At 52.3% G+C, this 15,152-nt stretch carries 14 protein-coding genes and 1 pseudogene; 10 read left to right on the top strand and 5 right to left on the bottom strand.

Features of this window, described 5'->3' with window-relative positions; all coding sequences use genetic code 11:
• Positions 1 to 51: 51 nt before the first annotated feature.
• Complete coding sequence (locus tag BL249_RS04020) at positions 52 to 2,685, bottom strand: PqiB family protein (RefSeq protein WP_099705351.1); 2,634 nt, start codon at positions 2,683 to 2,685, stop codon at positions 52 to 54.
• Positions 2,654 to 3,898: pseudogene (gene yebS, locus BL249_RS04015) on the bottom strand (membrane integrity lipid transport subunit YebS). Before yebS ends, BL249_RS04020 begins: the two are co-directional and overlap by 32 nt.
• 195 nt (positions 3,899 to 4,093) lie before the next feature.
• Here yebS and BL249_RS04010 point away from each other — a divergent pair.
• The 4 genes from BL249_RS04010 (at position 4,094) to htpX (ending at position 8,584) form a co-directional block, all read left to right on the top strand.
• Positions 4,094 to 4,594 carry a GAF domain-containing protein gene (locus BL249_RS04010; RefSeq protein WP_099705350.1) on the top strand — a complete coding sequence of 167 codons (501 nt, stop codon included), beginning with the start codon at positions 4,094 to 4,096 and terminating at the stop codon, positions 4,592 to 4,594.
• A gap of 96 nt (positions 4,595 to 4,690) precedes the next feature.
• Positions 4,691 to 5,377, top strand: a complete 687-nt coding sequence (gene proQ / locus BL249_RS04005; protein WP_099705349.1) for an RNA chaperone ProQ — start codon at positions 4,691 to 4,693, stop codon at positions 5,375 to 5,377.
• Positions 5,378 to 5,397: 20 nt separating this feature from the next.
• A complete protein-coding gene (gene prc / locus BL249_RS04000; RefSeq protein WP_099705348.1) occupies positions 5,398 to 7,452 on the top strand; it encodes a carboxy terminal-processing peptidase in 2,055 nt (684 codons plus the stop codon).
• A gap of 250 nt (positions 7,453 to 7,702) precedes the next feature.
• Positions 7,703 to 8,584, top strand: coding sequence for a protease HtpX (gene htpX, locus BL249_RS03995; protein ID WP_099705347.1), 882 nt, complete (start codon positions 7,703 to 7,705; stop codon positions 8,582 to 8,584).
• 40 nt (positions 8,585 to 8,624) lie between these two features.
• Here htpX and BL249_RS03990 read toward each other — a convergent pair whose 3' ends face one another.
• A complete protein-coding gene (locus BL249_RS03990) occupies positions 8,625 to 10,001 on the bottom strand; it encodes an MFS transporter (RefSeq protein ID WP_099705346.1) in 1,377 nt (458 codons plus the stop codon).
• Positions 10,002 to 10,189: 188 nt separating this feature from the next.
• Here BL249_RS03990 and kdgR point away from each other — a divergent pair, with 188 nt between their 5' ends.
• Entirely contained in the window at positions 10,190 to 10,981 is a 792-nt protein-coding gene (gene kdgR, locus BL249_RS03985; protein ID WP_099705345.1) for a DNA-binding transcriptional regulator KdgR, read from the top strand.
• 40 nt (positions 10,982 to 11,021) lie between these two features.
• Here the strand turns inward: kdgR and BL249_RS03980 are convergent, their stop codons facing one another.
• Positions 11,022 to 11,261, bottom strand: coding sequence for a YobH family protein (locus tag BL249_RS03980; protein ID WP_099705344.1), 240 nt, complete (start codon positions 11,259 to 11,261; stop codon positions 11,022 to 11,024).
• 260 nt (positions 11,262 to 11,521) lie between these two features.
• Here BL249_RS03980 and BL249_RS03975 point away from each other — a divergent pair, with 260 nt between their 5' ends.
• The 5 genes from BL249_RS03975 (at position 11,522) to rlmA (ending at position 14,638) form a co-directional block, all read left to right on the top strand.
• Positions 11,522 to 11,791 carry a YebO family protein gene (locus BL249_RS03975; protein ID WP_099705343.1) on the top strand — a complete coding sequence of 90 codons (270 nt, stop codon included), beginning with the start codon at positions 11,522 to 11,524 and terminating at the stop codon, positions 11,789 to 11,791.
• Positions 11,792 to 11,818: 27 nt separating this feature from the next.
• Entirely contained in the window at positions 11,819 to 12,814 is a 996-nt protein-coding gene (locus BL249_RS03970) for an MBL fold metallo-hydrolase (RefSeq protein WP_099705342.1), read from the top strand.
• A 470-nt stretch (positions 12,815 to 13,284) separates the two neighbouring features.
• Positions 13,285 to 13,398 (top strand): DUF2627 domain-containing protein, encoded by a 114-nt coding sequence (locus BL249_RS03965; protein WP_241898832.1) that lies wholly within the window; start codon positions 13,285 to 13,287, stop codon positions 13,396 to 13,398.
• Positions 13,399 to 13,480: 82 nt separating this feature from the next.
• The gene (cspE, locus tag BL249_RS03960) at positions 13,481 to 13,690 is read left to right on the top strand and encodes a transcription antiterminator/RNA stability regulator CspE (RefSeq protein ID WP_001062678.1); all 210 of its coding nucleotides are present in this window, start codon (positions 13,481 to 13,483) and stop codon (positions 13,688 to 13,690) included.
• 126 nt (positions 13,691 to 13,816) lie between these two features.
• Complete coding sequence (gene rlmA / locus BL249_RS03955; protein WP_099705341.1) at positions 13,817 to 14,638, top strand: 23S rRNA (guanine(745)-N(1))-methyltransferase; 822 nt, start codon at positions 13,817 to 13,819, stop codon at positions 14,636 to 14,638.
• Here the strand turns inward: rlmA and BL249_RS03950 are convergent.
• Positions 14,629 to 15,105 carry a DUF986 family protein gene (locus BL249_RS03950; RefSeq protein WP_099705340.1) on the bottom strand — a complete coding sequence of 159 codons (477 nt, stop codon included), beginning with the start codon at positions 15,103 to 15,105 and terminating at the stop codon, positions 14,629 to 14,631. The two genes, rlmA and BL249_RS03950, sit on opposite strands and share 10 nt — an antisense overlap.
• Positions 15,106 to 15,152: the final 47 nt, after the last annotated feature.

Raw genomic sequence — 15,152 nt, 5'->3', positions numbered from 1 at the left:
ACGCTATTATGCCTTGACCGGGCGCCGCTGTCGAAGGCGGCGCCCGGCTAATCAGGGCTGAGGGATGGCTGTTCCCCAGTCGTGCCAGCCTTTAGGTTCTTCATCTTCCAGCAGAAAATGTTTGCCTGGCGTAGCTTGTGGCGCCAGCGGCACCGTCGGCGGTGTGGCAAACGAAATGCCGCCCTGAATAAACTGCTGGAAGGTACCGGTTTTCACTACGCCGCCAACCAGGCCAAATTTCAGGTTATATCCGGATGACAGCCAGAAGACCGAGTTGTTACGCACCAGATGTTGATATTTGCTGCTGATACGCAGGAAAACCAGCACGCGGTCAGCCATCGGGCCCAGCGTGGTACCGGTCACCGTCCCCACCTCTACGCCGCGGAAAAAGACCGGCGTTCCTACCTGTAAGGTGCCGCCTTCACTGGTATCTACCACCACATTGAGGCCATCAAGATAACGGGCGTCAGTAATGGTGTTTTCCTGTAATTCAAAGCTGCGCGTTACCCGGCCTTTGCCCGGATCGACGTTGATATAGGGCTGTAGCAGCGTGTCGAGGTGGTTAACGCCTGCGGCAGAAATTTGTGGTGAAACCACCGAAAAGCGGCTGCCCCAGCGGGCAAATTGTTCTACATATTCCGGATAAAGAACTGCTTTAGCGATAACCTGGCGGTTATCCGGGCTGAGCGCCATGCTTTCCAGCTGACCGACGCTGATGCCAAGATAACGAATCGGCATGCCGGCGGCGAGTTTACTACCGTCGTAGGTGCGCAGGGTAATCTGACTGCCAACGGCACGCGCGGCGGTTTCTGAGGCGTAAAGTATACGCTTGTCTTTACTGCCGCCGGCATCGACGCCAGTCAGATTGTCGAAACTGATGGCCCCCTTGAGCGCGCGATTAAGCGGCGAGGCTTGCACCGTCAGGCCGCTACCGTTCCACTGTACTTTCGCACCGCCTTCTGCCCAGAAGACGCTACCGGGTGTTAGCAGTTTGCGATATTCTGGCCGGATATGGACCCCGATATCAAAACGATTGGCATAAGGCGTAACGGAAACGATCTCGCCGACCTGAAATTTTCGATATAGAACCACGGATCCGCTCTGGATATCCGGCAGGCTATTGGCGGTTAGCCGTAGCGTCACCGGGGGCTGGTCACCGGTAATGCCTTCTTCGGCTTTTGCCGCATCGGCATAAAGCGGATAGCGGCTGGTAGCGGCACCCTGACTGCCAGGTTCGAGGCGAATACCACCATCGACCCATTCACGGGCACTGGCCCCCAGGACCTGCATGCCATCAAGTCCGAATTTCACATCCAGACGGCTATTAACAATAAACTTGCTGTCAGCATGCACCAGATGGCGATAATCGGCATTAATGGCGAGGGTAAATGTGACCCCATTTTCCTGCAGGGTACGGCTGGCAATCTGACCAATTTTCATACCGTGCAATACCACCGGCTGGCCGGCATCAATACCATAGCTGTCTGCGGCGGTCAGTGTCAGCTTCAGTGCGTTGGGTTGTTGCAATGGAGCATCATTGACCGCGGCTACAACAAAGCGATCGACCGCTGTACCGTCACCCGGTACCAGTTCCAGCGTAGGACCGGTCAGCAGAGTACTGAGTGACGGGTCCGACAGACTGATTTTGGGGGTATGGAGTTCGATGCGGCTATGCTGGCGCATCATATCCACTACCGAAGGATCAATAATCAGTTCGCCTTTAACCCGACCGTTATCCTGCAGCTGTATGCTGCTGAGCGTACCGACCTGTAATCCCTGATACATCAGCGGGGTGGTATTTGCTTTCAGACCCTTACCATCCGGCAGATCCAGCGTAATATCGACGCCGCGCTGGCTGTGCTGCAAGTCGGGATAGAGCTGATAATTATCTTCCGATTTCGCCTGCGGGGAAGCGGCGGGGGAATCAAAGGCCACGGCACCGTTGACCAGCGCAGACAGGCTTTCCATTTCCAGTCGGGCTCCGGCAAGACCAACATCGGCTTTTACGCCGGAGACGTTCCAGAAACGACTATCTTTTTTGACCAGATTAGTGAAACGGCGCTCAATCAGTACGTCAATGGTGACGCCCTGACTGGCCGGGTTGACCGTATAGTCATAAACGCGGCCGACCGGGATTTTGCGAAAATAAACCAGTGAGCCGGTGCCGAGCGATCCGAGGTCCGCCGCGTGCAGGTGTATCAGCATTTCACCCGTGTTGACCCGGTATTTCGGCTGAGTGTCGAGTGCGACAAAGTCAGAACGGGGTTGGCCTTTGCCCGGCATCATACCGATATAGTTACCACCGACCAGTGCATCCAGACCAGAAACGCCGGCCAGTGAGGCTTTGGGCGTCACCAGCCAGAACTGGGTATTGTCGCGCAAAGCCGTTTTCATATCACTTTTGATGCTGGCTTTCACCCGGATAGTACGTAAATCATCGCTAAGATTAATTCCCTGCACCGTACCCACTTCAACCCCCTGGTAGCGGATGGGAGTACGACCGGGGACAATGCCGTCGGCAGACGTAAACACAATAGTGATGGTTGCACCGCGTTCCTGATAGTTCGTCCACAGAAGCCAGCCTGCAATCATTAACGCTATCAGCGGCAGTAGCCAGAAAGGCGAAATTTTTTGCCGTTTGCGAAGGCGCGCGTCAATCGGTGTATTCGGCGTTTGCTGTTGCATGTGCGTCCCAAAGTAAGCGACTGTCAAGCCATTCAACGGCAAGAATAGTCAAGATGACCGCCGTACCGAAATAAAATGCGGCGGGGCCCATGGTGAAAGCTAAAAGCTGGTCGCGGTTGACCAACGACATTGTGAGGGAAATAACAAATAAATCCAGCATCGACCAGCGACCAACCCAGGTGACGAGGCGCAGCAGGCGGATACGGGTTTTAAGTCCCTGCTCACAGCGAAAATGGATACTCAGCAGTAGCGTAAGTAGCACCAGTACTTTAGTGACCGGTACCAGGATACTGGCAATAAACACCACGGCGGCCACCGGTACGTTACCATTGGCAAGCGATAAAATGCCCGAAAGGATGGTATCTTCCTGGCGGGCGCCGTTAAGATAGATAATGGAAATTGGTAACGTATTGGCAGGAATAAGAAAAACGATAGAGGCCAGCAACGCTGCCCACGACTTTTGCAGGCTATGCCTGCGGCGAACGGGCAGCGGGGAATGACAGCGCGGGCAGCGTCCGCGACTATCGGGTGTCGCGGTAAAGTGACAATGCAGGCAGATGCGTAAAGAGGCAGCAGGCTGACTGACCTGCGGTTGCGGGTAAAAGCGCTGCCACAACTCTTCTTCATTGAGATGAATCAGCACCAGCAGGCTCAGCAGCGTCAAGGTGATAAAAGCAACCAGACCGGGACCGGCTTCAAGGGCAGCATAATCTTTAACTTTTATTGAGGCGACCGCGATACCAATCAGATAAATATCCAGCATTACCCACTCTTTTAGCCGGTGCAACATCAGCAACACCGGGCGCAGATTCATGCCGAGACGATGGCCAAACCAGAGATAAAGAAGGGCACTGACCAGGGTAACCGGGGTGCCAATAGTACAAAAAGCCACCATGGATGCCGCGATAACGTCGCCTTCGCGCGCCATCTGCATAATGCCACCGAGCAGACTGGCGCGAATATGGGTACCCAGTAATGACAGTGACATCAAGGGTTAGGAGAAAGCGAAGGGCAGCAATAATAACATGGTTACCGCAATGGCACACAGGCGGGTCATTGACCAGTCACGGCCATTAAGAATACGGGCATCACAGCGGGGACAATGAACCGACTGGACCGACTTCACTGCGGGTAAGGAAAAAAGGGTATCGCATTGGGGACAACGCTGATAACGTGCCTGTGGCAAAACATGGTGAATAGCGTAAATTTTCATGATGATAATCTTTGGGCCGTATGTGCATTTTGTGCGTACTGACGTTAGCGACCTGTCCATGTTTACCGGTCCGGCCCGACTAAGGGTATATTAACTAACGGAATGTTTCATCTTGTTGCGCCAAGCAATTCGTGCTTATTTTCCCTGCGGGCGTGATTGAACGTGCTTTTTATGCGAGTCGATTAGTGGTATCTGATGAATAAACAACAATTTTATGATGAGCTTAACCGTGATTTACAGGCTCTGGTCGAGGGTGAAACCAGTTTTCTGGCGTTAATGAGCAATTGTAGCGCATTGCTTTATCAGCGCCTGACGCAGGTAAACTGGGCAGGATTTTATCTGCTGAGTGAAAAAAACACCCTGGTACTCGGCCCGTTTCAGGGCAAAATTGCCTGCGTGCGGATACCCGTTGGTCGGGGCGTCTGCGGGAGTGCCGTCAGTGAAAAGGCCATTATGCGGGTTGGCGACGTGCATGCCTTTGCCGGCCACATTGCCTGTGATGCTGACAGCAATGCGGAAATCGTGTTACCTGTGAAAGTAAACGGTGAAATCATTGGTGTACTCGACATCGACAGCGTAGCGTATAATCGCTTTGATGCTGAGGATGAAGCGGGACTGAAAACGCTTAGCGACTGGCTGGGTGAAGCGCTTGCAGCAACCGATCTGCATCACTTTCTGCAGATCAATCGTCGCTAACGCGTTCAATCACGTGGCAATTGGCGTCACGGTCATTATAATGTCGCCTGTTCATGCCTGCGCTGGTTGGCAAACCCGTTGTAATCAGGAAATTTCATGGAAAATCAACCTAAGTTGAACAGTAGTAAAGAAGTTATCGCCTGGCTGGCCGAGCGTTTTCCGCAATGTTTTTCTGCCGAAGGTGAAGCACGTCCTCTCAAGATTGGTATTTTTCAGGACCTCGTTGACCGCGTTCAGGGCGAAATGAGTCTGAGCAAAACCCAGCTGCGTTCGGCACTGCGCCTGTACACTTCCAGCTGGCGCTACCTTTATGGTGTAAAGGCCGGGGCCATCCGGGTAGACCTTGACGGTAACCCCTGCGGCGAGCTGGAGGAACAGCACGTCGAACATGCGCGCAAACAGTTAGAAGAAGCCAAAGCGCGCGTACAGGCACAGCGTGAAAAGCAGCAGGACAAAAGGCGCGAAGCCATGGCGGGTGAGGAGAACGTGCGACGTCCTCGCAAACCGGCTGTACGAAAAAATGCCGCCCCAGCGGAAGAAGGCCGCCCGGCGCGTAGCAACAGTAAGCCACCCCGTGCTCCGGCGGCGAGCAGGCCAGTGGAAAGCAAACCCCGCCTGCCTGTTACCGATACCGCTGTACTGGCAATAGGGCAGAATATCAAGGTAAAAGCAGGCAAAAGTGCCATGGATGCCACGGTTCTTGAAATCACTAAAGACGGTGTTCGGGTAGAGCTCGCTTCCGGCCTGGCAATGATTGTGCGCGCAGAACATTTGCAGTTCTGAAACGGAGGCCGATTAGAGGCATGAACAATAAGTTTAAAATGACTATTCTGGTGGGTTTGCTGCTGGCAGGCCCGGTTTTGGCTAATGAAACCCCCGTGATTACCCGGGAAGATCAGATCCCGGTTCTTAAGCAGGCACCGCAGGATGCAACGGTCAGTGAACGTGTTACCGCGCGTTTCACTCATTCGCATTATCGTCAGTTCGATCTGGACAACGCGTTTTCTGCAAAAATTTTCGACCGTTATCTCAACATGCTGGACTACAGCCATAACGTGTTGCTGGCATCCGATGTTGCTGACTACGCCAGCAAAAAAAGCACACTGGGCGACGAGCTGCGTAATGGTCAGCTGACGGTATTCTACGATCTGTACAATCTGGCTCAGCGTCGGCGTTTTGAGCGCTATCAGTATGCGCTTAGTCTGCTGAACCGGCCGATGGATTTTACCGGCAATGACACCATTGCTATTGATCGCAGTAAGGCACCCTGGCCGAAATCGGTTGCTGAGCTTAATGCGCTATGGGACGCGAAAGTCAAATACGACCAGCTTAGCCTCAAGCTGGCAGGTAAAGACGAAAAAGAGATTCGCGATATCCTGACCAAACGCTATCAGTCCGCTATTCGCCGCCTGACGCAGAGCAACAGTGAAGATGTTTTTCAGCTGGCGATGAACAGCTTCGCCCATGAAATCGACCCGCACACCAACTATCTTTCACCGCGGAATACCGAGCAATTCAATAGTGAAATGAGCCTTTCTCTTGAAGGGATTGGTGCGGTATTGCAGATGGACGATGATTATACGGTGATCAACTCAATGGTGGTCGGCGGTCCGGCTGCCCGCAGCAAAATGCTCAGTGTGGGTGATCGTATTGTCGGTGTCGGCCAGCCCGGTAAAGCAATGGTCGATGTTATCGGCTGGCGACTGGATGACGTGGTTGCGCAGATCAAAGGTCCAAAAGGCAGTAAAGTCCGGCTGGAAATTCTGCCTTCCGGTAAGGGCACTAAAACCCGAATTGTCACCCTGACGCGTGAAAAAATCCGTCTGGAAGATCGTGCGGTAAAAATGTCGGTGAAAAACGTCGGTAAAGAAAAAGTCGGCGTACTGGACATTCCTGGGTTCTACGTTGGCCTGACGGACGATGTTAAAGCGCAGCTGCAAAAGCTGGAAAAACAGAAAGTGGATAGTATTGTTATCGACCTGCGCACTAACGGCGGCGGGGCGATAACCGAGGCGGTTTCCCTGTCTGGCTTGTTTATCCCTGGTGGCCCGGTAGTGCAGGTAAGGGATAATAATGGCAAGGTGCGGGAAGACAGTGATAACGATGGTGTCGTTTACTACAAAGGGCCTCTGGTCGTGCTGGTCGATCGTTTCAGTGCTTCGGCATCTGAAATTTTCGCTGCCGCCATGCAGGACTATGGCCGCGCGCTGATTGTTGGTGAACCCACCTTTGGCAAAGGTACTGTGCAACAGTATCGTTCGCTGAACCGGATTTATGATCAAATGCTGCGGCCGGAATGGCCGGCGCTGGGCTCGGTACAATACACTATTCAGAAGTTTTATCGCATTGACGGCGGCAGTACGCAACGTAAAGGCGTTACGCCGGATCTGATGATGCCGACGGGTGTTGAAGCCGTGGAAACAGGGGAAAAGTTTGAAGATAACGCACTCCCCTGGGACAGCATTAAACCCGCTACTTACGCCAGACTAGGAGATATCAAAGCGTATATTCCGGCACTGAAAAAATTGCATGATCAGCGTATTACGAACGATCGCGAGTTTCAGTACATCATTAAGGATATCGCCCGCTTTAATGCACTCAAAGACAAGCGCAATAATATCTCGCTGAATTATGCACAGCGTGAAAAAGAGAACCATGAGGACGATGTGCTGCGTCTGGAACGTATTAATGCCCGCTTTAGCGCAGAAGGAAAAAAACCGCTGAAGAGTCTGGACGATTTGCCGAAAGATTACAAAGAGCCGGATCCCTATCTGGATGAAACGGTGCATATCGCTAACGACCTGGCCCAGCTGGAGCTGAGTCAGAAGTCGGGTAGCGCAACTGCGCTGCAGCAATAACCGGTAAGGGCAGCGTCGCTGCCCTTATTTTTTTATCCTTTCTGTCTGAGATCAGACCGCCCGCCAGTAGCCTGTCACACTGCAGCTATCGCGTCAGTTATTGTGCTGAAATAAAGGCGAAAATGCGACAAAATGTAAAGTTATGTCGTTATTGCCATTTTATAGTCAGCGCCGCTTGAAATGCGCCGCGTAGCCCATAGGATAGAGCTCAAAACCAGCCTGTTTTGTTAACTAAGGAAAATAAAATTTTATGATGCGTATTGCGCTTTTCCTGCTCACCAACCTCGGCGTGATGGTGGTTTTTGGGTTGATACTCAGCCTGACAGGGATCCAGCGAAGCAGTATTCCGGCTTTGATGATTATGGCGGGACTGTTTGGCTTTGGCGGTGCGTTAGTCTCGCTGCTGATGTCAAAATGGATGGCACTGCGCTCAGTCGGCGGTGAAGTGATTGAACAGCCTCGCAATGACACCGAACGCTGGCTGCTGGAAACCATTTCCCGCCAGGCGCGGCAGGCTGGCATTGGTATGCCGCAGGTGGCGGTATACCACGCGCCGGATATCAACGCGTTTGCTACCGGTGCCCGCCGCGACGCGTCGCTGGTGGCCGTATCAACCGGTTTACTGCAAAACATGAGCCGTGATGAAGCTGAGGCGGTGCTGGCCCATGAAGTCAGCCACATTGCAAATGGTGATATGGTCACCATGACGCTTATTCAGGGCGTAGTGAATACCTTTGTTATTTTCCTGTCACGTATTATCGCTCAGGTGGCTGCCGGATTTATGTCCGGAAACCGTGACAATGAGGAAGGTAACAGTGGAAATCCGCTGGTGTATTTTGCGGTATCAATGGTACTTGAAATTGTGTTTGGTATTATTGCCAGCATCATCACCATGTGGTTTTCACGCCATCGTGAGTTTCACGCTGATGCCGGTTCAGCTAAGCTTGTGGGGCGTGAAAAAATGATAGCCGCGCTGCAGCGTTTGAAAACCAGCTATGAGCCACAGGAAGCCGGAAGCATGATGGCATTTTGCATAAACGGTAAATCAAAATCGTTCAGCGAAATGTTCATGTCACACCCACCGCTGGATAAGCGTATTGAAGCGCTGCGCAGCGGCGCTTATCTGAAATAATGCTTTTAGCCGGGCGCTGAAAAGGCGCCCGCGCCTGCCTTTATTGCCCGCCCGTGACCTGCCTGATACGCATCAGGCTGACTGCTGTTGCCAGTGTGGCAAACACGCCAGCCAGAATCAGCGCCGCATGGGTGCCCTGTTGACTGAAAAGATTAAACATCAGCGCCACCAGCGCTGCGCCAATGGTTTGCCCCATCAGACGGGCAGTGCCTAACATCCCGCTGGCACCCCCACTGCGGTTACGCGGTGCTGAACTGATAATGGTGTGGTTATTGGGCGACTGAAATAGTCCAAAGCCGGCACCGCACAATATCATGCGCCAGATAATGCTGGCATCATCCGGTGTGGCGGGCAGCAGGGCAAGAGAGAACAAGCCGGCGGCAAACACCGCCAGACCGATACCACCAAGCAGGCCAGCATGAACGCGTTCTATCAGTCGTCCGGACAACGGGGCCAGTACCATAGTGGCCAGCGGCCATGGCGTCAGCAGCAGGCCGGTAGCCACTTCACTGCGTCCAAGGGTATATTGCAGATAGAAGGGCAGTGACACCATCGCCAGCATCTGGGCGGCAAATGAACATACCGAGGTGCACAGTGAAAGCGCAAAAACCGGAATCCGCAGTAAATCAACCGGAAACAAAGGAATCGCCATCTGCAGCTGACGGCGGATAAAAAAAGTAGCAATAATCACCAGGAGTGCCAGCTGTGCCAGTACCCACTGCAGCGCAACACCCTGTGCATAGCCGCTTAATGCTGACAGTAACAGGCCAAAAGTCAGGGCATTCATTATTGCACTGGCTAAATCAAAACGTTGCTGACTGTTTTTTTGCTGATTATCCGGCAGATAACGCAGCGCCAGCCACAACGCGATAATACCGACCGGGACGTTAATCAGAAACAGCCACTTCCAGCTAGCCACTGACAGAATAGCCGCGGCGACCGTCGGACCGGCGGCGGTGGATACCGCGACTACCAGTGAATTGATGGCCATCCCACGTCCTAAAAAACGCTGCGGGTAAATAATGCGGATTAGCGCGGTATTCACGCTCATCAGCATGGCACCGCCAAACCCCTGTAAAATACGTGCCAGGGTAAGCATGCCCAGCGAGCCTGAAAGCGCACAGAATAATGAAGTACAGGTGAATAGCACCAGACCCCACTGATAAATTCGCCGGTAACCGAGCATATCGCCAAGAAAAGAAAGCGTCAGCAACGACACCACAATCGCCAGTTGGTAGGCATTAACAATCCAGACGGATTCAGCCGGACTGGATTGCAGCTCACGGGAAATGGTCGGCAGCGCCACATTGGCTATCGCACTGTCTAGCACGGCCATGGTAATGCCGAGGGCAATAGCGGCAATAGCGCCGTAGCGTACAGGCAGCGGCAGCACGTCTGCGGTTGCGGTGTTATCCATAGATGCGTATCAGCTGCTGGAGACAAAGAGAGAATATGCTAATGATTATTGACGCATAAAGCTATCGGCTGTGCGGCAGGCGGAATAATCTTCAGGGAAAACGTCGTGATAATTGCTGAAAATTAACCCCCTCAGTATACTAAAAAACCTGCAATCTTCTGACATCTCACCTTAACTGAGGAATGACTATGCCCGCACCGGATCATGACAAACAGCCGGATGCCGTCTCGTCCGTGGTCAAAGTGTTTGCCATCTTACAGGCACTGGGGGAAGCAGGTGCAACCGGTATTACCGAGCTGGCGCAGCGGGTGGGGATGTCAAAAAGTACCGTTTATCGGTTTGTGCAAACCATGAAGGCACAGGGCTATGTTTCGCAGCAAGGGGAAACGGAGAAATACCGCTTAACGCTCAAACTGTTTGAGCTGGGATCGGCATCGCTGCAACAGCTTGATCTTATCCGTCTGGCGGATGCTGAAATGCGCGAATTGTCGCGTTTAACACATGAAACGATTCACCTTGGTGCACTGGACCACGACAGCATTATTTATATTCATAAAATTGACTCGCTGTATAACCTGCAAATGTATTCACGAATTGGCCGGCGTAATCCGCTTTACAGTACCGCCATTGGCAAAGTATTACTGGCCTGGCGACCGAGGGGCGAAGTGACAACCTTGTTATCAGGCGTGACCTTTATTCGCCATACGCAACGTACCCTGACGGATACGGATGCCTTGCTGGCAGTACTGGAACAGGTGAATCGCCAGGGTTATGCCGAAGATAATGAAGAGCAGGAAAGAGGCATTCGTTGTCTGGCTGTACCGGTGTTTGACCGTTTTGACCGCGTGATAGCCGGTGTCAGTTTGTCATTTCCCTCGTTGCGTTTTGATCAACAACAGAAAGCCAGCTATATCAGCATGCTGCATAATGCAGGACGTAATCTTTCGGCACAGCTTGGTTGTCATCACTACCCGTGGTAACACCCGGCCAGCGGGACATTTGCCCCTGACCGGGCGCCCGTCAGTTGTTATCGATGACTTCACTGCTTTTTTTCAGCAGCGGACAGTCAGACACGCCCACCACGCCACTGTCAGTATGCAGGTACTGTGAGGAAACCATGCCCCGGGCCGTCAGGTACTGGCACTTCAGTCCCAGACCGGCGGCATTTTTACTGCTGCCCGTCAGAACGCCATAGCCGGTGACCAGCATAATCAGCCAGATAATCACCAGTATGGCAACAATACGTACAATAAATTTCATGATTTCTCCTTATGAAACCCGCCCGCTGTTGAGACAGGCAGAATAATAATAGCAGCATGCGGGGCAGTTAAAATGAAATCGATAAGAGGAGACTGAAATCAGGCGCTAATAATGGCTAAAGGCCGCCAGCTGCAGGGGTTTTTTGCTGTTGGCGGGTTATAAATTGGTGTCGGAGCAGGTAGAATTTGCCCGTAGCGTTAACCGCCGCTTAACGCGGCAGAGATAATTTGGTGTGTGGTTTGCACACCGGGGAACGAAAAATGAATGAACTGACAACTGGCCTGGCAGGCATCAGCTCGCTGATCACCATCACGGTACTTGTCGTTGCGGGTTTAATCGCCTGGTATTTTGTTAACCGGGCCAGCGTGAAAGCTAATCAGCAAATTCATCTGCTGGAAGCGCTGTTAGAAGAGCAAAAGCAGCAAAACCGCTTGTTGCGTCGTCTGACTGACCGTGTCGCCGGGCAGGAAGAGGCTGCCCAGCCGACGGAAGATGATAAAGATTTTACCCGGCTGATTCCGGAGCGCTAATTATCTGCTAACAGAGGAGAGCGGCAGGTGTGGAAAAATCCGTGGTACAACCCCGATCTTGAACACCACACGGCAGAAGGTTTCCGCAACCCTGAAGCGGAACTGCGCAAGCCTGGCGATATCAAAAAATGGCGAACTGAACGTAAAGCGGCCGGGTTACCGCGCCCGCCCGCTGAAGGCTATCCGGCGTTTATACGTCGCTGGTTTCAGCCTGCCGATCTGAGTGGTGAACAGAATGCGGTCTGGTGGCTAGGGCATGCCGCCGTCATGCTGCGGCTGCAAGGGCGTTATATTCTGATTGATCCGGCACTCTCCTCGCGGGCTTCACCGCTGAGCTTTTACGGCCCGCAGCGAAAAACCCCGGCGCCTGTTGAGATCAACGCGTTACCTGAGCTTAGCTACGTGGTGATTTCGCATAATCACTACGATCATCTCGACAGGGCAACAATAAAACAGATCATCCGTCGGTTTCCACAGGCAGAATTTATGGTTCCCTTGGGGCTGGTGGCCTGGTTTCAGCGCCTGGGTGCCAGTCGTGTTACCCAACTGGACTGGTGGCAGTCAGCACAACGTGATGACCTGACATTTCAGGCATTGCCTGCCCGTCACTGGTCGATGCGAACCCTGTGGGATCGCAATCGTTCACTCTGGTGCGGCTGGCGAATTGCGCAGCCGGGTTTCAATTTCTGGTTCAGCGGTGACAGTGGCAACGCCGATACGCTGCTGACGATAGTCCAACGTCTCGGGCCATTTACTCTGCTGGCGCTGCCGGTTGGCGCTTACGCACCAAAATGGTTCATGCAGGGCCAGCATATGGATCCGGCGCAAGCCGTTCGTCTGTTCGAAGCCGCCGGCTGCCCGCTGACCATACCCATTCACTGGGGGGTCTTCGAACTGGCCGATGAGTCGCTTGATGAGCCACCGCTGATACTCAGTCAGGCGCTGCAACAGGCCGGTTTACCGGCGCGCAATTTTCAGCCGTGGAAAATAGGCCAGCGTCAGCTTTTAACTCCGCCGGAGTAGCACGCTGATAAAGTTTGACAGCGTGATGAGTATAATAGTAACCGCAGCTTGTTTTTTCGGCTAATCACCAGCGTAAATATAAATGGTTGAAATTTGCTTTTTTTTGGGGCAATGAAAACGGCATTTCATCGATTTGGTGCAGAGATTACTTAGTATGTTGACAGGCGGTCAGCTGTTGAATTTTATCAGTAACATCTAATAGTGATGCTGGATTATTGGTGACGGAAAGCGCGCTTTGCCATATTAATGCAATCTTTTTGCAAAACAATATTTTGATTATCGCACAGCGGGTTATCTGGTGATAAAAACTAATTTCGGCTATTTACAACACCATGATTATGAAGATATTTTGTAATACTTATCATGACGTTATGATGTCTCTGCAATAGTCGATTAGTCAGCTATTGTCACTTTTATACGTATTATCTCATCGATTGTCTAAAAATGGCTTGCCATTATATTGTGGATATGTGATAACCCTGTTGGGTAAAACGAGGTACAGTTCTGTTTATGTATGGCATTTCAGTAAAGAAGTCTCGAGTACAGACGTTGACGTTGAATACCGCTTCCTTGCCGAACCTTAATTAGTGCCTCATTCAGTAATGTCTCTGGTTTCTCTATCAGTACAGCCTTCGGGCAAAAAATACACTCTAAGGAATTTGCAAAATGGCAAAAATTAAAGGTCAGGTTAAGTGGTTCAACGAGTCTAAAGGCTTCGGTTTCATTACGCCGGCTGACGGCAGCAAAGACGTTTTCGTTCACTTCTCTGCTATTCAGGGTAACGGCTTCAAAACCCTGGCTGAAGGTCAGAACGTAGAGTTCGAAATTCAGGATGGCCAGAAAGGTCCGGCTGCTGTGAACGTGACCGCAATCTGATGCGCTGACGCGCGGGTCTTAACCGGCCGGCGTGTGCGTCTCTGATAAAGAAAGTCCTGTCAGCATGGCAGGGCTTTTTTATTTGCAGTAAACTGCGCGCCGGAAAGTTCAGTGAGACCCTCTGTAATGTGTTACCAATGTCCCCTTTGTCACCAGCCATTGTTTGAAGAAGGCGCGGCCTGGCGCTGTGCTAACCGCCATCAGTTTGATCGGGCGCGCGAAGGCTATGTTAATCTGCTGCCGGTTCAGCATAAACGCTCAAAACAGCCGGGTGACAGTGCCGAAATGATGCAGGCCCGCAGACAATTTCTTAATGAGGGGCATTATCAGCCGTTGCAGCAGGCTGTCTGTCAGTTACTGGCCAGCGTACTCAACGCTAACCAGCCATACAGAATACTGGATGTCGGCTGCGGCGAAGGCTATTACACAGGAGCAATAGCCGCGACGTTTTCTTCATCAACAGACGTGCGCATAGCGGGACTTGATGTCTCGCGTGAGGCGATTCGCAGCGCCGCCCGGCGCTATCCCTCGGTGACGTTTTGCGTTGCTTCCAGCCAGCGCCTGCCTTTTATCACTGGCAGTATCAGCGCGGCGACACGTATCTATGCTCCGTGTAATCCTGAAGAACTGTCGCGGGTTATCCGCCCGGGGGGATATCTGCTGACCGTGACGCCCGGACCGCGTCATCTGCTGCAATTTAAGGCGCTCATTTATCAGGATGTCAGATTGCATGATAGCGCGGCCGAATCCCTGCCTGGCTGGACATTGTGCAGTGAAACTTCGCTGGCTTATCCGCTGGCGTTAAACAGCGACAGTGCAGCGACTCTGCTTCAGATGACCCCCTTTGCCTGGCGGGCGCGGCCGGAAGTCTGGGGGCGGCTTGCTACCGGCGGTGCTTTTGCCTGCGAGACTGATTTTATGGTGCGTCTCTGGCGGCATCAGGGCTGATCGCTGTCTGACTGGCCCTCGATAAGAAAATGGTAGATACGCTCCAGATCGTCAGGATCACGCACTTCAATCAGCAGGCGTCGCTGTTCCAGCTGAATAACCAGCACGCCATCTTCTGACAGATTCATGCTTTGAATGCGTGGGTAGCGAATAAAAACATTGGCATAGAAAAAGCCGTCTGCTTTAAAAACAATTTTTGGCTGGCGAAACCAGAAGATATACAGCGACATAAACGCCAGTATTAGCAGTAACGTACTGGTGATTTGCGGCCCATGGTGCTGAATATTTTGCCATAGCAAAATGGCCACCAGGCCGACAAAAATCAGGCTGTCGGTTCGGTTACGTCTTTTTAGGGCGATAGTCATGCCGCTTTTACCCCTGCGTCGCGGCATAATCAGTTCATCATAAACGGCATAGGCCAGAAACAGTGCGATAACCAGTATCAGCACCAGGTCGTTTATTGTCATAGTGACTCCTTAAAAAAAGATGCGCAACCGTTCAGGTGAGCGGTTGC

It is taken from the genome of Erwinia sp. OLFS4, from assembly GCF_002752165.1.
Classification (GTDB): Bacteria; Pseudomonadota; Gammaproteobacteria; order Enterobacterales; family Enterobacteriaceae; genus Izhakiella.
This window is presented reverse-complemented; position numbering and strand designations above follow the sequence as displayed.